Origin of the sequence: Tsuneonella flava (genome assembly GCF_002870965.1) — a bacterium.
GTDB lineage: Bacteria > Pseudomonadota > Alphaproteobacteria > Sphingomonadales > Sphingomonadaceae > Tsuneonella > Tsuneonella flava.
This window is the reverse complement of the sequence record NZ_PHSO01000005.1, coordinates 301,807-325,446: the sequence shown is the minus strand read 5'-3', so window position 1 is coordinate 325,446 and position 23,640 is coordinate 301,807. Positions and strand designations below refer to the sequence as shown.

At 60.1% G+C, this 23,640-nt stretch carries 16 protein-coding genes; 3 read left to right on the top strand and 13 right to left on the bottom strand.

The genetic code is table 11. From position 1 onward, the window contains the following. Positions 1-80 precede the first annotated feature (80 nt). Complete coding sequence (locus CV013_RS08635; protein ID WP_102154860.1) at positions 81-3,110, bottom strand: TonB-dependent receptor; 3,030 nt, start codon at positions 3,108-3,110, stop codon at positions 81-83. Positions 3,111-3,333: 223 nt separating this feature from the next. On the opposite strand from CV013_RS08635, the gene bglX reads away from it, so the two are divergent. Continuing rightward, the gene (gene bglX / locus CV013_RS08630; protein WP_102155164.1) at positions 3,334-5,685 is read left to right on the top strand and encodes a beta-glucosidase BglX; all 2,352 of its coding nucleotides are present in this window, start codon (positions 3,334-3,336) and stop codon (positions 5,683-5,685) included. 171 nt (positions 5,686-5,856) lie between these two features. On the opposite strand, the gene CV013_RS08625 is transcribed toward bglX, so the two are convergent. Genes CV013_RS08625 through CV013_RS08615 form a run of 3 tightly spaced genes read right to left on the bottom strand, consistent with a single transcriptional unit; the run spans position 5,857 to position 10,056 of the window. Further along, positions 5,857-7,458: a DUF5060 domain-containing protein gene (locus tag CV013_RS08625; RefSeq protein WP_102154859.1), complete on the bottom strand. Its 1,602-nt coding sequence runs from the start codon at positions 7,456-7,458 to the stop codon at positions 5,857-5,859. 58 nt (positions 7,459-7,516) lie between these two features. Continuing rightward, positions 7,517-8,488 carry an aldo/keto reductase gene (locus CV013_RS08620; protein ID WP_102154858.1) on the bottom strand — a complete coding sequence of 324 codons (972 nt, stop codon included), beginning with the start codon at positions 8,486-8,488 and terminating at the stop codon, positions 7,517-7,519. Continuing rightward, positions 8,488-10,056: a rhamnogalacturonidase gene (locus tag CV013_RS08615; protein ID WP_157935748.1), complete on the bottom strand. Its 1,569-nt coding sequence runs from the start codon at positions 10,054-10,056 to the stop codon at positions 8,488-8,490. Before CV013_RS08615 ends, CV013_RS08620 begins: the two co-directional genes overlap by 1 nt. Positions 10,057-10,200: 144 nt before the next feature. On the opposite strand from CV013_RS08615, the gene CV013_RS08610 reads away from it, so the two are divergent. Both CV013_RS08610 and CV013_RS08605 read left to right on the top strand, forming a co-directional pair. Then, positions 10,201-10,929, top strand: coding sequence for an SDR family oxidoreductase (locus CV013_RS08610; protein ID WP_102154856.1), 729 nt, complete (start codon positions 10,201-10,203; stop codon positions 10,927-10,929). Between the two features lie 35 nt (positions 10,930-10,964). Continuing rightward, a complete protein-coding gene (locus CV013_RS08605) occupies positions 10,965-12,959 on the top strand; it encodes a right-handed parallel beta-helix repeat-containing protein (protein WP_102154855.1) in 1,995 nt (664 codons plus the stop codon). A gap of 76 nt (positions 12,960-13,035) precedes the next feature. On the opposite strand, the gene CV013_RS08600 is transcribed toward CV013_RS08605, so the two are convergent. The 9 genes from CV013_RS08600 to CV013_RS08560 form a co-directional block, all read right to left on the bottom strand. Further along, on the bottom strand, positions 13,036-15,126 hold the full coding sequence (locus CV013_RS08600; protein ID WP_102154854.1) for a glycoside hydrolase family 2 protein: 2,091 nt from the start codon (positions 15,124-15,126) through the stop codon (positions 13,036-13,038). Then, entirely contained in the window at positions 15,123-16,754 is a 1,632-nt protein-coding gene (locus CV013_RS08595; protein WP_102154853.1) for a rhamnogalacturonidase, read from the bottom strand. The genes CV013_RS08600 and CV013_RS08595 overlap by 4 nt, the downstream gene beginning before the upstream one ends. A 71-nt stretch (positions 16,755-16,825) precedes the next feature. After that, positions 16,826-17,632: a kinase gene (locus tag CV013_RS08590; RefSeq protein ID WP_102154852.1), complete on the bottom strand. Its 807-nt coding sequence runs from the start codon at positions 17,630-17,632 to the stop codon at positions 16,826-16,828. After that, complete coding sequence (locus CV013_RS08585) at positions 17,616-18,572, bottom strand: 2-hydroxyacid dehydrogenase (RefSeq protein WP_102154851.1); 957 nt, start codon at positions 18,570-18,572, stop codon at positions 17,616-17,618. The genes CV013_RS08590 and CV013_RS08585 overlap by 17 nt, the downstream gene beginning before the upstream one ends. Before the next feature lie 8 nt (positions 18,573-18,580). Continuing rightward, positions 18,581-19,351 (bottom strand): enoyl-CoA hydratase/isomerase family protein, encoded by a 771-nt coding sequence (locus tag CV013_RS08580; protein WP_102154850.1) that lies wholly within the window; start codon positions 19,349-19,351, stop codon positions 18,581-18,583. Beyond that, positions 19,348-20,484, bottom strand: coding sequence for a type 2 periplasmic-binding domain-containing protein (locus tag CV013_RS08575; RefSeq protein WP_102154849.1), 1,137 nt, complete (start codon positions 20,482-20,484; stop codon positions 19,348-19,350). The genes CV013_RS08580 and CV013_RS08575 overlap by 4 nt, the downstream gene beginning before the upstream one ends. Continuing rightward, positions 20,481-21,671: a CaiB/BaiF CoA transferase family protein gene (locus CV013_RS08570; RefSeq protein ID WP_102154848.1), complete on the bottom strand. Its 1,191-nt coding sequence runs from the start codon at positions 21,669-21,671 to the stop codon at positions 20,481-20,483. The genes CV013_RS08575 and CV013_RS08570 overlap by 4 nt, the downstream gene beginning before the upstream one ends. Before the next feature lie 19 nt (positions 21,672-21,690). Beyond that, the gene (locus CV013_RS08565; RefSeq protein WP_102154847.1) at positions 21,691-22,437 is read right to left on the bottom strand and encodes an SDR family NAD(P)-dependent oxidoreductase; all 747 of its coding nucleotides are present in this window, start codon (positions 22,435-22,437) and stop codon (positions 21,691-21,693) included. Beyond that, entirely contained in the window at positions 22,434-23,624 is a 1,191-nt protein-coding gene (locus CV013_RS08560; protein WP_102155162.1) for an aldose 1-epimerase family protein, read from the bottom strand. Before CV013_RS08560 ends, CV013_RS08565 begins: the two co-directional genes overlap by 4 nt. Positions 23,625-23,640 lie beyond the last annotated feature (16 nt).

Sequence of the window (23,640 nt, the reverse complement as noted above, 5' to 3'; positions counted from 1 at the left end):
GTTGTCACCTTAATCTCTTTCACGACAATAAAAATCAGGCGCGCGGTCAGAGGGATCGACCGCGCGCCCTTTCACCAGTCCTAGAATTCGAAACCGACCGAGAATTTGAACGTACGCGGGGGGTTACTTCCCGTGCCGACTCCGTTGATCTGCAGGTAACGCGGATCATTCGGATTGGTGAAATAGTTGGTGTAGTTGCGATCGTTGAACAGGTTGATGATATCCATCCGCAAGCGCAACCGCGACTGATCGTTGATGAAGGGGAACGCAATGTACTTCGTCACCGCGACATCCATCTGGCGGAAGCCCCAGCGATCGCCATTGCCGTGCGCTTCGTTCGAAACGACATCACGCGACGGATTGGCGCCGCCAGTGTCGACGAAGCTCTTAACGTATGGCGGCGAAGCAATCACGAACTTACCCGACAGCGCCGCGCCGATCGGCAAATCGACCGATCCGGCCAGCACCAGACGGTGCTTGCGAACCCCGCTTGAACGGGTCCACGGATAATCGGCGAGCGACGGATAATCGAGCGCGAAGGTTTCTCCGAAGTTCCGGTTCTCCTCAGCCAGTGTGTAGGTGTAGGTTCCACTGAAGCTCCAAGGCGAAGCCTGCGTGTAGTTCTTGACCAGCTTCAGGTACCCACTGTCGGCATTGGTGGCGAGACCGTTGGTACCGATAATAATGTTCCCGTATCCTGGGGGGGCGTATCCCCAGGGAGTGGCAGGCTTAGCAGGTGCCGGAGGGAAGAAGCTGCCGTCCTCACGGCGATTGCCAAGCAGATAGGCGAAGCCATCGCGGCTGGAGATGTGGGTATAGCCGACCTCTGCGGTGAACAGCGGCGCCAACTGGCCGCGCAGCCCCAGGCTGAACTGGTCCGAATACGGCACCTTCAAATCATTGTTGATGAAGCGCAGTTCGCGCCCGCCGCCCGCACCGGCGTTGGCTATCAATTGTGCGCGGCCTTCTTCAGTCAGGTAGATCGGATCGAACGGCACACAAGTCGGGCTGGCAGCACAGGTGTTGTTCGGATCGCCCGTCTGGAAGTTGAACGTGCGCGTGGTGTACGAACCGACGCTGATTTCCTGCTGGAGGAACTCGAACTGATTGCGATCGTACGACCGGCCATAGCCACCGAACAGCACGAAACGGTGCGCGTCGTCGATTGCATAGGAGAACCCGATGCGCGGCTGGAACGCACCCTTGAACGGGTGCCGGTTTTTACCGTTCGAGATAAAATCGTTGATATTGTAATCGGCGCCGACAAGGTTCGGATAATTTTCGGGCGATACCGCCGCCACCGCATCGGCGGGGGTGACGAAGTCGAGATAGGCGGGCGTCTCTTCATAGTCCCACCGCACACCGAGATTGAGCGTCAAACGGTCGGTAACGTCCCAATCGTCCTGAATATACAGGCCCAGCTGGAAGTTCTTCGATTCAACCGCCGGACTTCCGGTGCCGGAGTCATAGCCGAACTGGACCCGATACGGGATCGTATCATTGAAAGTTCCGCCATTGGGGTTGTACGCCACGTTATAGAAATACAACGGATTGAATCCGTTGCGCGTCATGGTGTGCAATTTCACCCATTTCGCTTTCACACCCATTTTGATGGTGTGATTTTCCAGCCCGACCCATGTGAAATCGTTCTGAATGCCGAAGCCTTCCTGGCCTTTGTCCTGGTAATTCGAACCGCCGCCAATCCGCAGAATGTTGTCAGATCGCCAAGTTGTATTCAAAGGATCGGATGGGTTGGGCCCGGCATAGTCGAAACGATAGGCGTTGTCGAAAACGAGCGGAGTCGGCGCCCATTTCACATCTTCATATGTCAGCTTCAGATCGTTGATGAAGCTGTCCGCCGTATGCTCCCACCGAAGCAGGCCGCGCTTCTCCTGCACATCCTGCGAACTGATGGTTGAACGTGCATTGCTGCCATTGCTCAGGAACTCACCACTTTCCTTGCGGTATTTGCCCGACACTTCGATCAGGTCGCGCGACGTTGGCGATACGTCGATCTTACCGAAATAGAGATCTTCGTTGAAGGTCGCGTTCGTCGGCCCGAATTCGCTCTGGTATTCCGCCGGGAAGAACGACACATCGAAGTCACCGCCCGGATAAATTTCGCGCGGCAATTCGCGACGCTTCCCTTCGTAAGTGAAGAAAAAGTGCGCGACATCTTTTATGATCGGGCCACCAATGGCGCCGCCGAACTGATAGTCCGTAGAGGGAGCTTTTGCGCCCGACTTCAGCTCAGTCGGAGTCGAATCGCGCAGGCTTTGATCGGTGTAATCGATAAACGCTTCGCCGTGGAACTCGTTAGTACCCGATTTCGTCGCCGCGGTGATCGCCACCGAGCTGACCTGATCGAACTCAGCCTTGTAGTTGGAGCTGATGACCCGGTATTCGCCAATGGCGAGCTGCGGGAACGGGTTGCCTTCGGACGAATCCTGACCGGTGATGCCGTTCTTGAGGACATAGTCTTTCTGACCGACGCCATCGATAAACACGTTGACCGAGCGGCTGTTCTGGGCACCGCCCTGAATGCGCGACTGGCCATTGGGGTTGGCCACTTCCACACCCGGGGCAAGGTCTGCAAAAGCCAGGAAGTTGCGGTTGTTCTGGGGCAACTGCTCGATTTCACGCGGGGTGATGTTTGCGCCCACTGCGCCGCCTTCCAGCGTGCGGATGCGCGAACCGGTCACGATGATGGCGTTATCATCCTGCCCCTCGGCCACAGGCTGCGTTTCGGCAGTAGCGAGATCGTCCAGATCGAGGACAGCGTCCTGCGCCACCGACAGCACAAAATTGTCCGTCCGGCGCACACCGTTCTCGGTGGTGAATTCGAGATAGTAGGTCCCTGCGGGCAGCGAGGCGAAGTTATAATTGCCCGCTCCATCCACTGTCACGGTGCGGCGGAAACCGGTGTTGGTTTCGATGACCGTGACTTGCGTTGCGCCCGACACATGGCCGCGCAACGAAGCATTCACCTGCTGTGCGTGGGCCGGAACTGCCAGACCGACAGCCATAGCGCCCCCGGCAGCGCCAAGCGCAAGCGCGGTGGCAAGCTTACGGACGGTAAACGAACGCGCGTTTAGGTGAGACACCTTCATCAAACTCCTCCCCTGATGGCCCGGCGCATTGCCGCGACCGCTAATGAACGCCGACTTCTTCCCCGGCTGTTCGAATCGAAATTGCCTGCCCGAATCAAATTTGGCATGTGGCTTGTAACCGGTTTCATATTGTCTGTATAGCCATGCTCGACAAGAGCGAATCCGAACATCCGGGAAATCGATGGCCGCCGCTTTTCTGCCGGGGCCGATATGGGAGGGACGAATGAGCCGTTTCGGCAAGACATTGATGGCAAGTGCAATTTCACTGACAATGGCAAGCTGTGCCAGTGCGCGGGCCGATACGCCGCAACCAGTCAAGGCCAGTGAAAATGCGGCTGCCGTCGCTGCGGAGACCACCGTTCCGGTCGAAAAGGCCACACCTGCCTGGGCGCACAACGATCCGAAGATGAACGCGTTCATCGACAACCTGATCGGGCAGATGACGCTGCAGGAAAAAATCGGACAGCTCACGCTGCTCACCAGCGACTGGGAATCGACCGGCCCGACGATGCGCGACAGCTACAAGCAGGATATCGCCGCCGGTCGGGTCGGCGCGATCTTCAATGCCTACACCGCCAAATATACCCGCGAACTGCAGCAGGCCGCTATCGAGGGCACACGCCTGAAAATTCCCCTGCTGTTCGGGTATGACGTGATCCACGGGCACCGCACGATTTTCCCGATCTCGCTGGGCGAAGCGGCCAGCTGGGATATGGCGGCAGTGGAAAAATCGGCGCGCGTCTCTGCCGAGGAAGCTTCGGCGGAGGGCATTCACTGGACCTTCTCGCCAATGGTCGATGTTTCGCGCGATCCGCGCTGGGGCCGCATTTCGGAAGGGGCGGGCGAGGACGTCTACCTCGGCAGCAAAGTCGCCGTGGCACGCGTCCACGGCTATCAGGGCAAGGATCTTGCCGCGACCGATACGGTGCTGGCAACGACCAAGCATTACGCCGCCTATGGCGCGGCGCAGGCGGGGCGCGATTACAATACCGTCGACATTTCCGAACGCACGCTGCGCGATGTCTACCTCCCGCCGTTCAAGGCAACGGTGGATGCCGGTGTCGCGACGATTATGACATCGTTCAACGAATACGATGGCATCCCGGCCAGCGGCAGCAAATATCTGCTGACCGACGTGCTGCGCGACAAATGGGGCTTCGACGGGTTCGTGGTGACCGACTACACCTCGATCAACGAGATGGTCCCGCACGGCTATTCGAAGGATCTCGCGCAGGCAGGCGAACAGGCGATCAACGCCGGGGTCGATATGGACATGCAAGGTGCCGTGTTCATGGAAAACCTTGCCAAATCGGTGGAAGAAGGCCGCGTCAGTCAGGCGACTGTCGACCGCGCTGTGCGCCGGGTGCTGGAAATGAAATACCGCCTCGGCCTGTTCGACGACCCCTATCGCTATTCCAACGAAGCACGCGAGAAGGCGACGCTTTACAAGCCGGAATTTCTGGAGGCTGCGCGCGATGTCGCGCGCAAATCGATGGTTCTGCTGAAGAATGAAAACAATGCACTGCCACTGGCGGCGTCGGCCAAATCGATCGCGCTGATCGGGCCACTGGGCGACAGCAAGACCGATATGATCGGCAGCTGGTCCGCCGCGGGTGACCGCCAGACCCGGCCGATTACTGTGCTTCAGGGCCTTAAGGAACGCGCACCCAAGGGCACCACGGTGGCATATGCCAAAGGCGCCAGCTACGACTTCGCGGACGCAGGCAAGACCGATGGTTTTGCCGAAGCACTGGCTCTGGCCAGCAAATCCGACGTGATTATCGCCGCCATGGGCGAGAGATGGGATATGACCGGCGAAGCGGCCAGCCGCACCTCGCTCGATCTGCCGGGCAATCAGCAGGCCCTGCTCGAACAGCTTGTCGCGACCGGCAAGCCGGTGATCCTGCTGCTGATGAGCGGGCGCCCGAACACAGTCGGCTGGGCAGATCAGCACGTCGCAGCCATTCTGGAGGCGTGGTATCCCGGAACGATGGCCGGCAAGGCAGTCGCCGATGTCCTGTTCGGCGATTACAACCCATCGGGCAAACTGCCGGTCACTTTCCCGCGCACAGTCGGGCAGGTTCCGCTCTACTACGATCAGAAGAACACCGGTCGTCCGATCGAATTGGGAGAGCCGGGGGCGAAATATGTATCCCGCTACCTGAACACGCCCAACACCCCGCTGTACCGTTTCGGTTACGGGTTGAGCTACACCAGCTTCTCCTATTCACCGGTAACGCTGTCGGCGCCTTCGATGGGCCCCAAGGGCGCTATCACCGCCAGCGCAACGATCACTAACACCGGCAAGCGAGCGGGCGAGGAAGTGGTACAGCTCTATGTTCGCGACCTCGTCGGTTCGGTCACCCGTCCGGTGCAGGAACTGAAGGGCTTCGAGAAAATCATGCTCAAGCCGGGCGAAAGCCGCAGCGTCAGCTTCACCCTTCGCCCCGCCGATCTGGCCTTCACCCGCGCGGATATGTCGCATGGGTGGGAGCCGGGCGAATTCCAGCTCTGGATCGCCCCTTCATCTGGCGCAAAGGCCAGCACGCCGGTCACCTTCACTGTGACCGACTAGGCTCAGGACCTAATTACTGGGCCGAAGGTATAGCGAGTGGGCAAGGTGCCGCGTGGCCGGGAATAATGCCCGGCAGCGCACCTGCCCACTCCGGACACCGACGCCACATCCACGGCCATTACTTCACGCCAATGGGCACGGTCGATCTCCGCCGATGCCCCCTTCACGGCATCAGGGATTGCCGTTGCCGCCAATCCGACGCAGCCTGATCGCCTGATAGGGCCGCTGCGGCAAGGCAATCGCGCCGATTATCGGCGCGTGAAGTTCATACTCGTTCCCGCGCGACAGTTCGATAACGCCGTCGACTTCGGTCACGGTCATGTTCCAGGTGTCGATAATATCCGCCTTGTATGTACCGGCGGCGCTGTCTTCGCGCGCAGGCACAGCGACGGTCCATTCCGCCGGGCGCGTGTCACCGAAATAGACGAGGTAATATTCGCCCTCCCTGCCAGCGACATGATAGCCCCACCACGGCTGGACCGGGTCGATGCCGGGGGCGGGCCCTTCCTCCATGATGCGTTTCAGGAATGCGAGGCGCGGCGCGCTTTTCCCTTGCAAGGTGCCGCCCTGCCCCAGCCACGAATGATCGGGGTTGCCACTGGCCGCATATGTTTCGCTGTGGCCAACATAAGTGCCGCCGATCAGGCCATGCCAGAACCGTTCAACCATTTTTTCAGCCGACAGGTTGCCCCAGCGCTTGTCGATATCGCCTTCGTAAACCACTTCGTCGAAGATGACCGGTTTCAGCGCGAACGCACGGTGAAGTTCAGCGCGGATGCTATCGTCCACTGCTGCGCCATTCTGGATGCTGGCATGGGTGATCCACGGCTTTCGATGGTCGTAATACCGGCGGATGTTGTGGATCGATCGCAACCGGTCGTGCGGGTCGGCATCGACAAGTACGCGAAACAGATGGTCCCAATCCTCGTCGGATTTCGATTCGATCAGGTCGAACTCGTTCGCCATCGACCACCAGACATTGCGGAACGCCCCGAAACGCGCGGCGACATAGCGGACATAGGCTTCGTCATCGCTGCGCGACATGTCGGAATACCCGCGCACGGGATCGTAAGGCTGGTAAAGAATGACATCGGCCTGAATGCCCAGATCGCCCAACTGCCGGATCTTGTCTTCGAACCGCCGGAAATAGGCCGGATCGAAACGGGTCGCATCCCAGTCTTTTGGCCCCGCTCCTGTCCGCACGAACGGATCGGTGGCCACCGATGCGACATTGGGAAAAACCAGCATCCGCATCTTGTTGAACGGCGCCCCGGCCAGCGTCGCTAGCGTTTGCCGGCATTTTTCCGCCGATTGCAGCGCCCACGAATAGCTGGTCGTGCCGATCTGGCGGAAAGGGGTGCCATCGGCATGGACGAAGTGAAACCCGTCGTCGCTGATCACCACCGGGCCGTGATTGCCAGGCGTCGGCGCAGTGACGATGCATTCGCCGGTCAGCCCGGACAGAGACGGTGCGTTGCTGCGGCTCTTCCATCGCCACACGCCCGTTTCAGGTGGGCTGAAACGCACGCGATACACGCCCTCCCCATCGTAGAAGCCCGGCACTTCGATTGTCCGTCCGGCACCTTCGAAAACGGTCGATAACTGCGTATCGCGGAAAGGGTTGCCCCCTGCCGGACCGTTCAGCGCAATTTCGTAGAGGCCCCACTGTTCGACTTCGGCCCGCCCGCGCACTTTCGCAAACGCAGGCTGGACAAAGCCCGCCGCCCCCAGCGCCACAGCATTGGTGAAAACCGACCTGCGACTGATGTTCACGATTGTGCCTCTCCTTCTCCGCAGCGGACGGCGTTCAGCCTGCCTGCCTAAGTCTGCTTTACAGCAACCCCTGATCCGCGAGATCTGCCCACAGCGCGTCGGGGATCGCGATGGCCATCAGATCGATTGCCGCATCGACCTGACCAACCGACGCCATGCCCGGCACCACGGTTGAAACCTGTGGGTGCATCAGCGGAAATTGCAGCGCTGCCGCGATCAGCGGGATACCGTGCGCTTCGCAGATATCTTCTATCCGGCCTACCCGTTCCACAATCGCCGGGGGCGCCGGTTCATAATTGAAATTGGGCGGCGTTCCCCCGCCGCGAACCCCCTTGGCCAGAATGCCCGAATTATACGGACCGGCCACGACCAGCTTCACCCCTTTGCTGGCGCATAGCGGCAGCAAGCTGTCCGCCGGTTCCTGTTCCAGCAAAGTGTACCGCCCGGCCAGCATGATAATATCGATATCGCCTGCGTGGATCATCTCTTCGCAGACAGCGATTTCGTTCACACCGATGCCGATCTGGGAAACATCCCCGGCGTCGCGCAGTTCGCGCATCGCCCGATAGCCGCCTTCCATGAATTCAGCGAACAGGCGCGGGTGATCGGCCCCGTGAGCAAACGCCCCGATATCGTGAGCATAGAGGATATCGATCCGCGCGCGTTGCAGCCGCGCCAGACTTTCCTCATACGATCGCATAACCGCGTCGTAGCTATAGTCGAAAACGCTTTCGAACGGCTCCGGCGACACGAACGCCTGTCGCAAAGAGGCCAGATCGGCATCCGGCCGCGGATCGAGCCGCCGCCCGACTTTAGTGGAAAGAACCGCGGTCCCTTCGGGGTCCAGTTCCGACAAAGCAGCGCCCAGCCGCTTCTCACTCAGTCCGAAACCATAATGCGGCGCTGTGTCGTAATAGCGGATACCCGCCTGCCAGGCGCGGTGCACCACCGCGCGCGCATCTTCGTCGGCCATGGGCCGGAAAAGGTTACCGATCGATGCGGCGCCAAATCCCAGATCCTGCGGGCCCATCACGCCAGCCTTTCCATATGTTCGACGGTAATGTTGCGGCTGTCCTTACGCGACACCGCCTCTTTCCCCGCAGCGGACGAAAGAACGTTCCTGATGATCGCGCCTTCGACATGGCGCAAGGCAACCGCCGGGCGCGCATCGGTGTTTTCGGTCGTAAAGCGACAGTCCTGCACGATCAGTCGCCGCGCGTGGCGCGCCCAGACACCTTGCGCGGGCAATGTCTTGAGATAGCTGACTTCAAGGCTCGTCTCGCGCCGGTATTCGGGTTCCCGCGCGGCATCTTCGGGTGTGCCGCCCCCACGCGCGCTCATCGTAATCCCGGCGAAAGTCACATCTTCGACCGGCGAATCCGCGATGCCTTCTACTCCGCATGGATAGCGCGCATCCGCGCCCGATATCTGGCAATCTTCGAACCGGACCCGGCGAATGCCCTGTACCGGGGAACCTTTGGGCGCACGCATCCGCGCGCCGTGATGCACGAACAGCGGGTGATTGACCGGATCGCGGATAGTGACGCCGGACACAGTCACATCTTCCATGATGCCGCCATCGACGATCCCCATCAGAATTCCGCGCGAATTGGTACAGATGCAATCGCTGATCTGTATATTGCGGAAGCCACCGGTCGTTTCCGTGCCCAGCTTGATCCGCCCGAGAACGCCTATCCCGTCGGGCGAGCCATAGCCGGATTTGCGATAAGTGCCGTCGAGCAGCGATCCCATCTGATATCCGCTGGTCTTGCAGCCGCGAATCTGGATATCCTCGCAAATAACGGCGCGGCCCAGTGCATAGCTGCTTTTCAGCACGATGGCGTCGTCTTTCGGTGCATTGACCGTGCAATTGGTGACGCGCACATCGCGGCAGCAGTCGATGTCGATCCCGTCGCGGTCAGTATCCACCACGACGCCGTCGATCGCCATATTGGTGCAACCGTGGGCGATGATCCCGAAATGGCCGCCCTGCAGGATCGTGAAATCCTGCAATTGCACTCCGGTGCAGTTCATCAGGCCGATGGTCTTGTTGGCCCGCCCGACCTGATCCGCCTCATGCTTGTTACGCAGCATCAGCTCTTTGGGGCTGATGCCCAGCGCCTTTGCCGATTGCCAGCTATCGCGTTTCCACCAGTGGTCGCCGGGGCCAGCACGGTCCAGCCCCGCGCCATAGATCAGGCCGCGCCCGACGATGGCGATATTGGCCGCGCCATCGGCATAGATCAGGCTGTTGTGCACATGGGTAATGCCGAAATCCTGAAACTGCTGCTCCAGATAGTTTTCCGGCGGGTCGTAGTTCTGCCCATATGCGCTGGGGTCCGCCGCTTCGATCACCGCCCCTTCGGACAGCGCGAGCGTGACATTGTCGAGCAAGCGGATCGAGAAACTGAGATACCGCCCCGGCGGAACGCTGACTACGCCGCCGCCCCTCTTCGCCGCCGCCGCGATGGCGGCATTGATCGCGCCGCTGTCGATAACATAGCCATTGCCGCGCGCGCCGTGATTGCGAATATCCTCCACCACGCCAGTGGCCATCGCCCGCGCCGCCGCCGCCGGACAGGCCGCAAGAGCCGCCATCAGGCCGATTGCAGATCGTCTGTCGAGGGAACAGTCTCCGCTTGCACCTGCTTTAAACATACGACATCATATGAATTCGCATCTGGCATGTCTATGCTGAAGTTTAGCGAAGATACCGTACCACACCACTTGGGAGAGAATTGCATGTCGCGTCTTGAAGGCAAGGTTGCCCTGATCACAGCTGCCGGACAGGGCATCGGCCGCGCCACCGCCGAAGCCTTCGTGCGCGAGGGCGCGCGCGTCATCGCAACCGATGTCCGCGCCGACGCCCTCGATGGACTGGAAGGCGCGGAATGCCGCCAACTCGACGTCACCGACCCAGACGCGGTGAAGGCAATCGCAGCCGACCTCCCCGAGATCAACGTACTCTACAATTGCGCTGGCTACGTCCACGCCGGCACGATCCTCGACTGCGAGGAAGACGCATGGGACTTCTCATACAGCCTCAATGTCACCGCCCAATACCGCATGATCCGCGCGGTTCTGCCTAACATGCTCGCGCTTGGCGGCGGGTCGATCATCAACATGTCTTCCGTCTGCTCCAGCATCAAAGCGGTGAACAATCGCTTCGCCTATGGGGCCACGAAAGCGGCAGTGATCGGGCTGACCAAGTCGGTCGCAATCGACTACGTCACCAAAGGCATTCGCTGCAATGCGATCTGCCCCGGAACAGTCGAAACACCCTCGCTTATCCAGCGCCTTCACGACACCGGCGATTTTGAGAAGGCTTATGCCGAATTCACTGCCCGACAGGCGATGGGCCGCTTTGGCCGGGTCGGGGAACTGGCTGCACTGGCGGTCTATCTCGCGTCGGATGAAAGCGCGTTTACCACCGGCACGGTGAATGTCATCGACGGTGGCTGGGTCAACTGACCTGCGCCGCAATATAATAACAAGGAGAGAACCCCATGATCGGCAAGGCCGTTCGAACCATCCCATTCGCGGCGGGGCTGTTGTGTGCCACCTCTGCAATGGCCCAAGCAACGATCCATCTTTCGCCCACAGGTAATGACCGCAACCCGGGGACGGAGGCGAAGCCTGTAAAGTCGCTTGAGAAGGCTCAGGAACTGGTTCGCGCTAAAAATGCTTCCAGCGATGTGACTGTGATCCTCGCGGATGGCACTTACCGGCTGACGAAGCCGCTGATCTTCCGCCAGGCGGATGGCGGACAGAAAGGGCACTCCGTCGAATGGCGCGCGGCAGATGGCGCGCATCCGACGATCACGTCCGGCATAACCGTCACCGGATTTCGCCCATATGACAAGGAGCGCCACATTTATGTCGCAGATACACCCAAAGGGCTGGATACGCGGCAAATCTGGATCAACGGCACACGGGGGGAAAGCCCGTTTGTGGAGATCGCGCTGGAAGACCTGAAATTCAGCGCAACCGGCTTCGAAGTGACCAATCCGAAATATGCCTGGCTTGCCGACATCGCCCACCCTGCTCGGGTAGAGGCAGAGGCGACCGGCATCTTTACCGACCGTTATTCCCCAGTGGAATCGATCGATGGCGCGCGCTTCACTATGTCGCAGCCAGCATGGGACAACAACACCTGGGGCTATGACACAGCCAGCCAGCCCCTGTTCCCCGAAGAGTCGCGTTTCTTCCTTCGGGGAGCGTTGGAATTCATCGGCAAAGTGGGACAATGGCACTCGCGCTGGCACCAATGGGTAATCCATCCCGACGAAGGCAAGCTCTATTTACGCACCGGTCAGGACGAAAACATCGCCGATCTCGATGTCGTCGTTCCCACGCTGGAAGTTCTCGTGTCGATAAGCGGCACACCCGATGCCCCGATCGAGAAACTGTCCTTCCGCGGGTTGCGTTTCTCGCACACATCGTGGCTCGGCCCGTCACGCGATACCGGCTACGCCAACCAGCAAAGCGGTGCCTACCTGAGCGATATATCGCCTCTTCATCCCGATGATGCCTGGAAGAACTGCGGCTGGGGCTGTGTCGAATTCGAATCGATGCGCCTGAAATGGCATCAGATCCCCGGCGCGGTTCAGGTATCGGCCGCACGCGACATCACGTTCGAAGGCAATACTTTCAGCCAGCTTGGACAGGTAGCGCTGGGCATCGGCAACGAGCCGCTGGCCCACGAAACGGGCGTCGGGCTGGCAACGTCGAATATTCGCGTTGCGCGCAATCGCTTTGCCGTTCTGGCAGGCGGCGCGATTATGGCCGGAGGGGTGCGAACCGACGCCCATCACCCATCTGACCCCGCGCTGATCAATCGCGATCTGCGGATCGAAGACAATGTGATCCATCTGGTCAGCCAGGATTACAAAGACAATGCCGCGATCCTCTCCACGTATTTCGACGGAGCGACAATCGCACACAACGACATCAGCGGAGCGCCTTACGATGCGATCGCGACCGGTTGGGGCTGGGGTTACAACGACGCAGGCGGCAACCCCAATTACGATAAGAATCAGAAGGGTTACGTCCACAATCCGCGGTTTCAGACTCCCACCACACTGCGTAATACCGTGGTCGAAGGCAATCGCATCCATGGCGTGAAGCAATGGTATATGGATGGCGGTGCGATCTACAATCTGTCGGCCAATCCGAACGCGATTATACGCCGCAATCACATTTTCGACATCGACGGCAAGATCGCGATCTATCTCGATGAAGGCAGCAAGCACTTCACGGTAACGGAGAATGTGGTCGACACCGACGGCGTGTGGCTGAACATCAATACCGCCGGGAAGATGTACGATCAGGGTATCTCCACCGACAATCGTGCGCTGGGCAACTGGCACAATTCGCTGAAAACCGGCGGGCGCTGGTTGCCGGGCGTAGGCAATGATGCGCGGGGCAACCATCTCGTGCCGGACTCGGACTGGCCCGCTGAAGCTCTGAAGGTGATCGAGGAAGCCGGCCCTCGAAACTAATCGGTCTGCATAAAAAAGGGGCGCGTCCTTATCGGGCGCGCCCCTTTTTATTTGGGCCTCGTCTGCGAGGGGCAATTCAGGGCCGCAGATCGTACCGCCAGCCGACCTTGTCGGTCAGCAGCCTGCCATCCGGGGTGCGCGCGCGTGCCTCCACCAGATTGGCGCCATCTGCCAGATCGACGGTCCATTTGGCCATGCGATCTTCCACATTCACGGAAGTCCATTCGCCACCGTTCAGGCGCACTTCGATCGCTGGCAGGTTGGAAAAAGCCATCGCTTTGACCTGCCGGGTACGCTTCTGCGTGTCACGACTGCTGGCGATGTGCAGCATCGGTTTTTCGGCCCAGTTGGCCTGATACCAGTAATAGGCATCTTTGGGCGTGCGGTCCTCTGTAATCAGCCCCTTGTCGTTGATGGCGGGCCGATCCCCTTCGTTCCGCTTGAACGATGGAAAATCGATCGCGACCCAGACGAAGGTAGACCACAGGAACGGACGCTTCTTCATCTCCAGCCAGTGCTTGATGTGGAAATCGGTCTGATATTGTTCGGGGTGCCAGTAACCATTCGATTCCGGGCGCTTCACAACCGGATCTTCCTGATGGCGGATCGATCCGCCCGCACCGTACTCGCTCACACCGATCGGCCGGTTCGGCATTTTGGCATGGAGTTCGTCAGCCCAGGGGCCGATGTCTTCCGACTTGGTCCAGTACCAGCCAAAGTACCGATTATACGACACCGTATCGCTGTGCTGCGCGATAGGATCGTCATCGTCCAGACAACAATGGGCGTATGTAGTGGGGCGATATGGGTCCAGCGTATGCGCGGTCTTGTTCAGATCTGCCAGAAGCCGGTTCGACGCGGCATCCGACACGCGGATTTCGTTACCGATACCCCACAGCGCCACAGACGGATTGTTGGTGTGCTGCGCGATCAGTTCTTTCATTTGCTGGACGAGGTTTTCACGAAAGGCATCGGACTGGTCGTGATCGTCGATCAGCGGCACTTCGGTCAGGATCAGCATTCCCAGTTCGTCCGCCCGATCATACACGCGCGGGGGATGCTGCATATGCGCCAGACGGATACCGGTTGCGCCCATTTCATCGATAAGGCGCATATCCTCGTCGATCTCGCCATCGGTCACGATGGGCCCCCGGCCGAAACGCGTCGGCATCTGCATATTCACGCCATAAAGAGGATACCGCTCACCGTTGAGCAGAAAGGTGCCATCTGTTTTGACAGCAACCGTCCTGATGCCAAGCGGCACAGCCTGGCTGTCGATAACCGCATCCCCTTCGATGATCCGGCTACGTATCCGGTAGAGATAAGGGTCTGCCCTGGCCCGCCACAGCCTCGGGTTCTCCACGGTGAAAGAAGCGGACATCGCGCGCTTCTCACCTGCAGCAAGCTGCACACGCTCGCGCTGAGAGGCCACTGCCGCGCCAGCGGCATCGAGGATCTGCGTTTCGATCTCGAACTGCGCCGGGCGGGAGCGCGAATTTACCAGTTCCACGGCCGAACCGATCCTAGCGGAGCCTTTGCCGATTGATTCGGTCCAGCCCCGGATCGCCGGACCGGCATGGTTCATCCTGTCGAGATGCAATTCAGGCACCTCAATCAGGCGAACCTCGCGATAGAGGCCTCCGAACACATTGAAATCACCGTTGAGAGGCGAAATCTCGGAACTCTTGGAATTGTCGACACGCACGGCAAGAATGTTCCGCCCTGCCTTCAGGTATTCGGTGACGTCAAAGCGGAATGCAGCATATCCTCCGCGATGCGTGCCGACCTTGCGCCCGTTCAGCCATACATCGGCCTTTAACGTCGCCCCTCCAAAATGAAGGATCTGGCGCTTGCCAGCTTCGGACACGTGATCGAATGTCAGACGATACCAGGCTGGTCCACGATAGTATTTTCCTTCGGGCTCTCCACGTGCCTTTGCCCCGCCAATCCCGGAATCCACGGCATTGTAGGTATGCGGGACAGTAACGCTGCTCCAGCCGTCGTCATCATAAGTCTGGGCGGATGCGCCCGCAGGATCGCCTTTGATGAATTGCCACCCGTCGTGAAGGGGCACTCCTTCCGCAGCACTCACCGGCTGAGCAAGCGCAATGGTTGCGAGAATGGCCAGAGCAATCCGGCCAACGAAATCGGCAATCAGGTGCTTCATGTCGCGCTCTCCAGCACGGATACGTCACGGACGGCGACATTCCGGCAATCCTTGGCAATACGGACGGCGCGCTTTGCGTCTTTGGTCGAAACAAGGTCGTCGATCACAGCGCCCTGCACATTCTCCAGCGCGATTGTCGGGCGCGCATCGGCGCTTTCCACTTCGACCCGCATATCGGTGACGCCAAGATTGCGCACGTGTCGAGCGTAAAGGCCGTGAGCTGGCAAAATACCCATAAAGCTGGGCTCCAGACTCGAAGTACGGCGTTCGGGAACCGCGCGCGCAGCATCGGCCGCGCTGCCACCACCGGCGGCTGTAATATGCACACCGCTCAGGCTCACATCTTCGATGATGCCATCTTCAATCCCGACCACGCCGCAGGGATATTCCATCCGCGCGCCCGATACCTGAATATCGGAAAAGCGCACCCGCCGGACCCGCGCGACGCCCGCCCCCCGTGGTGCGCGATTGCGCGCCGAGAGACGGAGGAACAGCGGATGGTTCACAGGATTTCGCAAGCTGACATCGCGCACAGTCACGTCTTCCAGCACTCCGCCATCGATCGCGCCCATTTGGATACCGCGCGAATTCTCGCACATGCAGTCGGCGATCAGAATGTTGCGGAAACCGGCAACCGAATCCGTACCCAGTTTGATGCGTCCCAGCACACCGACATTGTCCGGCGCCATGTAGGGCGATTTCTGATAGGTGCCATCCAGCACGGTGCCGAGCAGATAGCCGCTGGTTTTGCAGCCGATGATCTGAATATCTTCGCAGAACCGCGCCTCTTGCAGCGCATAACTGCTTTTCAGCACGATAGCGTCGTCTTTCGGAGCGTTGACGGTGCAGTTCACCACTTTCGCATCGCGGCAGCAATCGAGATCGATGCCATCTCGATCGGTATCGACGGTCAGCCCTTCGATCCGCACATTGGTGCAGCCAAGCACGTAACAGGCAAAATGCCCGCCCTGCAGGATACTGAAGTCTTCGAGCACGACATTACGGCAGCGGGTCAGCCCGATTGCCTTGTTGCCACGCCCTTCGTACTTCATTTCCAGCGGGATAGCGCGGCGCGCTTCGTCGGCTGTCATCCCCAGCTCCGACGGAGACTTCCAGCCTTTGATCCCATGCCAGCGCGGCGGTGGTCCTTCGCGATCCAGCCCGCGACCAAAGATCATGCCCTGCCCGACGATAGCGATATCGGTCACTCCGTCGCCATAGATCAGGCTGTTGTGAAAGTGAGCGAGGCCGTAATCGACCAGTTGTTCCTCGAACACGCCTTCGGGCAGATCGTATTGCCCTGCGTGTTTGTCGGGATCGGCGGCAACGATCACCGATCCCGGCATAAGCACCAGCGTGATGTGGCTCTTCAAACGGATGGAAAAGCACAGATACTCGCCCGGCGGCACAACGATAGTGCCGCCGCCCTTGGCGCTGGCCGCTTCTATCGCGCGATTGATAGCGCCGGAATCGATTGTCTTCCCATCGCCGACCGCGCCATATTCGCGAATATCGTGAAAACCGGACAGGCTGCCAGCGGCCCGGATCGGCACAGAGCTGGCGGCGAATGCGGCCCCCAACCCATAAAGCGCGGCACGACGGCTGAATTCGGCGAATCCTTCAGGCAACAGATCTTCTCCCAGTCAATTTTCATCGTATGATGTATTATGTTTTACCGGAAGACAAGGCTGCTGTCGGATCAGCCGATGATACAGCGATCCTTGTCCAGATGGACGACAAGATCGGCGCGCGATGGCATGGTTTTAAGGATCGAACGGGTAATCCGCTCGTAATGACTGATGAAGCGGGCGATTTCCGCATCGCTCATAATCAGCGCCGCATCGCGCCCTTCTTCCACCACGCGCCGGGCCAACGTGCGCTCCTGCTCGACCCGCCACTGATGCACAACTTCAAAGCCCGGTGCTGCCAGAAGGATCAGGCGATCGATTCGGCGGAACAAAGCCTGATATTGCCCTGCGAGGAAGTCGTTCACTGCCGTTCGCCAGTGCCCTGTGGGATCTTCCTCCGCCTCCAGTACATTGACCGGGATAACCAAGTCGTCTCGCGCGACTTCTGTCGCGCCGACACACCAGCCTTCGAACAGCAGCACGTTGACTCGGCCATCGACAAAGGGCCATAAATTCCGGGGAACCGGTTCGTCGCTCGCCTTGTCGAACCGCGGCAACGCAACCGATTCGCCGGCCCGAATGGCATCGATCACCGCCATGCCAAGCGCCACGTCGTGGGTTCCGGGAACTCCCCGTGTCACGAAAAGCGGGTGGATATCGCGGGCAAGCTTTCGCCGCGCCTCCGTACCAAGATAGAGATCGTCTAGCGAAAGCGTGGCGACCTTCAGTCCATCACGCGCAAGGCGTTCCGCCAATTGGCCTGCGAGAGTCGACTTTCCGCTGCCCTGAGCGCCGCAGATGCCCACGACGATTGGTCGATCACCGTCCGACAGCCAACCCTCTATCGCCGGAGCGACAATATCAGACAACGCGGTCAAGCGGTTCCTGCCCGGCAAAAAAGTGGTCGAGATTGTCGGCAACTTTCATACCCATCGCCTCGCGTGTTTCCAGCGTGGCCGAACCCAGATGGGGCAGAAGCACCACATTGGGCAAATTCACCAGAACCGGATGCACCTTGGGCTCGCTTTCGAAAACGTCGAGGCCGGCCGCCGCAATCGTGCCGTCGCGCAATGCATCGGCCAACGCCGCTTCGTCAACCAAAGTGCCTCTGCCGGTATTCAGCAGAACCGCGTTCGGCTTCATGCATTTCAGCATTGCCGCATCGATCATGTGGCGGGTTTCCGCACCGCCTGGTGCGTGCAGGGACACAACATCCGAAATGGCCAGAAGGTCGGCCAGCGACGCGTGATAGCTGTCTTCGGGCATGTCCGGCTTCGGAGTGCGGCTATGGTAGGCGATGGTCATGCCGAATGCCCTCGCGCGGTCGGCCACTGCCCGTGCGATCCGGCCGAAACCGACCAGCCCCAGAACTTTGCCCGACAGCGAAGAGCCCAACAGATGGGTTGGCCGCCAGCCGGTCCATTCTCCGGCGCGCAACTCACGCTCTCCTTCGCCCGCGCGACGTGTCGCCATGAGCAGCAGAGTCATCGCGATATCGGCGGTGGCATCGGTCAGCACGTCGGGCGTGTTGGTGACTATAATGCCAGCGCGCCGCGCCGCATCCAGATCGACATGTTCGATACCGGCACCGAAGTTGCCGATAATCCGGGCACGCACATCGGCGCCTTCGATTGCGGAGGCCCCCAGTTGATCGGTCACGGTCGGGCACACGGCATCGTATTCCCGCATGGCCGCGGCCAGCGCATCGGGCCCGAGCGGCACGTCATCTTCGTTCAATGTCACATCATAGCTTTGCGCCAGCCGCTGTTCGACCGATTCGGGCCAGCGCCGGGACAACAGGATCCGGGGCTTGTCCATGAATTCTCCTATCGTCGACGAAACTGCGCGTCTCGCCGTTCGGCAAAGGCCGCGCGACCTTCCGCCGCATCCTGAGTGGCGAAGCAGATCGCCTGCAGATCGCGCTCGTACTCAATTGCCTTGTCCCATGGCATAGTATGCGCGGCCCGCAAGTTCAGCTTGGCAGTCTCAGCTGCAATCGGTGCGCGACTTGCTATGGTCGCGGCAACTTCCATCGCGCGCGCCATCAGCGCCGATGGCGCGTGCACCTCGCTTACGATACCCCAGTTTCTGGCATGCTCCGCATCGATCATATCGCCGGTCAGAACCATCATCGCCGCATTGGACGATCCCGCGCAATAAGACAGCCCGGCCGCCATGCCGCCGCCGCCGATCCAGCCCAGCTTGATCTCTGGCGCTGCGAAGCGGGCATTGTCCGATGCGATACGGATATCGGCGGCCATGGCCGTTTCCAGCCCCCCGCCTAGCGCGTAACCATTGATCGCAGCGACCACCGGCTTGCGACAGGCGCGCAGGGCATCGCAGTAATCATCGCGATTGCGGAAATCCCACGGCGTCGCATAGCTATCGAGCGTGGAGATATCCGAGCCAACAGAAAATGCCTTTTCACCAGCGCCAGTAACGACGACACAACGAACAGCGTCGCTGTCATTGCATTCCGACACGGCATCGATCAGCGCCGTCGCCATCTCCGGCGTCAGGGCATTCAGCTTTTCAGGCCGGTTGAAAGTGATCGTAGCCACATGGTCGCGCACGTCGAAAATCAGGGTATCGGTCATGTTTCGGCTCCTGCCGGATGGTTCTGTTGATACAGCCGCTCGATCGCGTCCAGCGTCGGTTCGACATCGTCACCCGCCAACAATGCCTCTCGCAAAACGCGGGACGCAGCGGTCTGAAATGCGATCGCGCCATTGTGGCGTGGGCGCAGAGATGCCTGTTCCAGTGTCGGCAAAGTTGCAGCGAAGAAGTTGCCGGTCGCTGCATTCACGCCCTGATCGCGCCATGCCGAACGGAAAGCGGGCTGACCGTCATGGGCCGGCAGAAACCCGCGTTGCCCGCTGTCGGACATCAGCCAGCGAATATGATCCAGCAACGCGGGAGTCACCTGGCAACGGCGCGATATTCCAATCCCGGTCCCACCCAGAATCGATCCGATACGCCCGCCCGGACCGCAAGGTGCATTGCCGAATGTCACCCCACGCGTGGCATAATTCACGTAACCATAAATGAGCGGGCACAAGTCCGGCCCATCGCCCGAAGACATCGCTTCCAACATAGCGATCGGGTTCATTCCCGCCGCAGCGCGTGTGGCGTTGCCGGTTAGTGGCGCCATGACAGCGAACGCCTCCCTGCCGATAGCGCGGTCGACAAAATTGTCGCGCGGGGCAGGCGCGTCGAACCCGAACGCCGCGCAGATCGACTGGAAGGTCAGCAAGGCATGCGGCCCCGCCAGCGACAGCGCGACCTTGCGCGTTTCAGTCAGAGAAATCAGCTGCGCCCAGGTCACCGGGACATCGTCGACGCTTCCGTTGCGCCAGGCCATGACTTGTGTTGCCGCATCCAGCGGCAGAGCCCAGTACCGCCCCGCATAGCGATAGCTGGCTAGCGAAGGCCCTGCGATCGCGTTCCGCCACGCAGCAAGCTCGCTCTCGTCGAAAAGTGTATCGACCGGAACAAGGCAATCGGATGCGACCGCCTCGCCCACATGCGGATGGTCGAGCACAACAAGATCGTATCTCTCGCACAAATCGACAATCGGATGGGATTCGAACCCCTCTAATGGGTGGCGGTCCCATTGCAGCGATAAACCCTCAGCGTCGCGCGCCGCCTGCGCCAGAGCATTGTAGCCACGCGGATGGTCCCAGGTCAGCCCGCGATAAGGAGGCGCGACCGCATCGACAGAGGATGTCATGCGTGCTGCCGCACCACACCGGATTCGATCAGCGCATCGATCGCGTCGTCGCTCATGCCCGCTTCCCTCATCACCTCCCGGCTGTGTTCACCAACCAGCGGCGCGCCACGTTTCACCGCACATGGCGTGCGCGAGAACCGGATCGGGAAGCCGGGCACCTTCAGATGCCCCTCTGTCGGGTGGTCGTATTCGATGAAGGTTCCGTTGTGCCTAATCTGGGGATCGTTGATCAGATCCTCGTAACCATAGACAGGCCCTGCCCAGATATCGCGCGCGCGCATCTCGGCCAGCCATTCCGCGCTGCTTTTTTTCAGCAGATGCCCTTTCACCCTTGCGAAAATCTCGTCGCGCCTGATCCAGCCATCGGTTTCGTCGCTCAGCCCGGCAAAGAATTCGTCTTCAAACAACTGTTCCAGCTTGGCCAGCGATGCCATTGCCACAGTGATATAACCGTCAGACGTCGCGAAAACGCCATATGGTGCACGGATATACGAATGGGCATGCGGCTCAGCCGATCGCGCCTGCGGTTTGCCGCCCACAGAGAACACCGACAGCTCCTGCATCTGGATCGTCGCAATCGCATCGAGCATGTTGACCTGCACCAATTGTCCTTCCCCCGTCCTTTCACGGTGGAACAGAGCGGCCAGCGCGCCCTCGAATGCGGAATAGGCGGCTATTGCGTCGACAAGATATTGCCCGGCAGGAGAAGGAGGCGCTCCCGCCGATCCGGTCGACATCATTGCGCCCGACATGCCCTGCAGCAACAGATCCTGCCCCGGCAGATCTCTGTATGGCCCGTCTTCACCATAACCCGACATCGAAATGTAGATCAGTCGCGGATTGATCGCGGAAAGCGTCTCGTAATCCACTCCCAACCGCTCCGCCACACCGGGGCGGTAGTTCTGCAGAAATACGTCGGCCTCGCGGACCATATCGATCAGAATTGCCTTGCCTTCGGGGGCCTTCAGATCGACCGCCAGCGAACGCTTGTTCCGGTTCAGCGATAGGAACGAGACATTGATTTTGTTGCCCGTGGCCCCGCCTGCCGATGCGTGGCGCTGCCATTCGCCGCTGGTCGGCTCCACCTTGATAACATCCGCCCCCATGTCACCCATGCGCTGCGCCGCGAACGGGCCCGCCATTGCGATGGAGCAATCGAGAACGCGTATTCCTTCGAGAATTTTCATCTGTTTGCTTTCCAAACTATCAATTCATGGTCCATCCACCATTCACGTGCAGCGTCTGACCGGTGATGAAGCCGGACTCGTCGCTGGTGAAGAATGCGATGGCATTGGCAATGTCGCCCGCGTGCCCCCGGCGCTTGATCGCCTGGGCATCGAGTACCATGCGTTCATAACCTTCGGGATCGGGATGAATTTTCTCGGCATCGGTGGGAAAGGCACCCGGCGCGATGGCATTGACCGTCACGCCCGCAGGCCCGAACTCGCGCGCCCATGCACGTGTCAGCCCGATCAGCGCCATCTTGGACGCCACATAAGGCGACAGGTTCTCCCAACCGCCCGACACCGTGATGCTGGAGATATTGATAATCCTGCCGAAACCGCGCTCTTTCATGCCGGGAAGGCACACCTGCACAGCCAGCACGCCAGCATCGACATTGACACGCTGGACAGCCTGATACTCCTCCAGAGTGAATTCCTCGAACCGCTTGGCAGGGTATATCCCTGCGTTGTTAATCACGATATCAAACCCGCCGACCTCTGCGAGAAGCCCCTCCAGCACGGCGCGATATGCGACGAGGTCGCCCATATCGGCATCGGATGTCAGCAACCGCCCTGGCCCGCGATCCCGCGCTGCCTGCTCCAGTTCCGCCAGCTTGGTGCGATTGCGATCCACGGCGACGACAGTCGCCCCACGTTCGATCATCAGTAGGGTGGTTTCGAAACCGAGGCCGCCTGCCGCGCCGGTATAGAGAGCCGTTCGCCCTTTCATGCCCCGACCTCCGTTCCGACAGATATCGGCGGATAGTGGCCCGACGGCTTTGGATAGTCTTCGTCCGGTTGGCGGCACACTGCTTCGATCCGGCGAACCGCATCGTGAACGGCGCTATCATCGGGCAGAATGCGGAACACGCTGTCGTAACAGCGTTCCTCCCCATGCTCGAGCCAGATCAGCTCGTCCCGTTCGCGCGCGAAGTCTTTCCCCAGCACGTGGTTAGTCGCAGGCTCTATCCCCATCGCATAATGGCCCGCATGGAGGTTCTGCCATTCATACATCGCGGGAAACTGGCTTTTCAGGGTTTCCACCTCGAAGCCGAAGCCCATCGCCTCGTTCACAATGGCGACGTTGACCCGCCCACCGGCGTCGGGAGCCATGTCGTGCTGCCAGACCTGTTCGTGGAAATTGGGGATGGGCGCCGGTATGTGGCGGTAGCCGGTATTCTGACGCTGGTAGTCGGCTTGATGCGCGGCCCAGATGACATCGCGCACCGGTGCGATATAGCGCGAGCCTTCGGCCACGACCGGGTGGCTCACGTTGATATGATAGCAATACATGTGTGGCGTGCGGTAAAAACCATGGTTGATCACACGATCATGCAGCCTGATCTCATTGCCGCCGACATCAGCCTCGATCCGACGGATCAGGTGAAGGTCTTCTCCGAAAACGGTGGACTGCTGCACCACCCCTTCAGCCCAAAGGACGCATTCGTCGCCATGCCATTCCTCGCCATAGCCCGTCAGTCGCGCGGGTATCGTCCCGACGCGGCCATGCAGAGAGGATGAAACCTTCTCGCGCGGACCATAATGGTAATGGTCGGCGGGATCGTCATGCATAAACAACACGTGGTCGAGCCCGCACGTGATCAGCAGGCCCGACATCGACCGGAACCAGCCAAGCCCCCCTTCGCCTTCGTAATCATGAAGCGCGGGATTGCGGAAACCCGATGGTGAGTGCCAGCCGACCGCGCGACCATTGTGATCACACTCGGCGATATCCATCGCGCGATCAACCAGCACTGTGAACCGAAGACCACTGCCGGTGCGGAATTCAAGCTGGCGATTGCCTCGCTCGACTCCATCGCCCAATGTCGAAAGGCGCACGCCCGCGAACTGCGAAAACGAACCGGACCGACTGGCCAGTTCGCGCCGACTGATGGTCTTGCCGAAAAGCTGTGGCACAATCCTCTCCCGCCCT

Excerpts from the sequence above, each read along its gene's own strand:
- CV013_RS08635 (WP_102154860.1), bottom strand. The coding sequence starts at position 3,110 with ATGAAGGTGTCTCACCTAAACGCGCGTTCGTTTACCGTCCGTAAGCTT.
- CV013_RS08580 (WP_102154850.1), bottom strand. The coding sequence starts at position 19,351 with ATGACCGATACCCTGATTTTCGACGTGCGCGACCATGTGGCTACGATC.
- CV013_RS08600 (WP_102154854.1), bottom strand. The coding sequence starts at position 15,126 with ATGAAGCACCTGATTGCCGATTTCGTTGGCCGGATTGCTCTGGCCATT.
- bglX (WP_102155164.1), top strand. The coding sequence starts at position 3,334 with ATGAGCCGTTTCGGCAAGACATTGATGGCAAGTGCAATTTCACTGACA.
- CV013_RS08620 (WP_102154858.1), bottom strand. The coding sequence starts at position 8,488 with ATGGGCCCGCAGGATCTGGGATTTGGCGCCGCATCGATCGGTAACCTT.
- CV013_RS08565 (WP_102154847.1), bottom strand. The coding sequence starts at position 22,437 with ATGAAAGGGCGAACGGCTCTCTATACCGGCGCGGCAGGCGGCCTCGGT.
- CV013_RS08615 (WP_157935748.1), bottom strand. The coding sequence starts at position 10,056 with ATGGCGGCTCTTGCGGCCTGTCCGGCGGCGGCGGCGCGGGCGATGGCC.
- CV013_RS08585 (WP_102154851.1), bottom strand. The coding sequence starts at position 18,572 with ATGGACAAGCCCCGGATCCTGTTGTCCCGGCGCTGGCCCGAATCGGTC.
- CV013_RS08570 (WP_102154848.1), bottom strand. The coding sequence starts at position 21,671 with ATGAAAATTCTCGAAGGAATACGCGTTCTCGATTGCTCCATCGCAATG.
- CV013_RS08610 (WP_102154856.1), top strand. The coding sequence starts at position 10,201 with ATGTCGCGTCTTGAAGGCAAGGTTGCCCTGATCACAGCTGCCGGACAG.
- CV013_RS08575 (WP_102154849.1), bottom strand. The coding sequence starts at position 20,484 with ATGACATCCTCTGTCGATGCGGTCGCGCCTCCTTATCGCGGGCTGACC.
- CV013_RS08605 (WP_102154855.1), top strand. The coding sequence starts at position 10,965 with ATGATCGGCAAGGCCGTTCGAACCATCCCATTCGCGGCGGGGCTGTTG.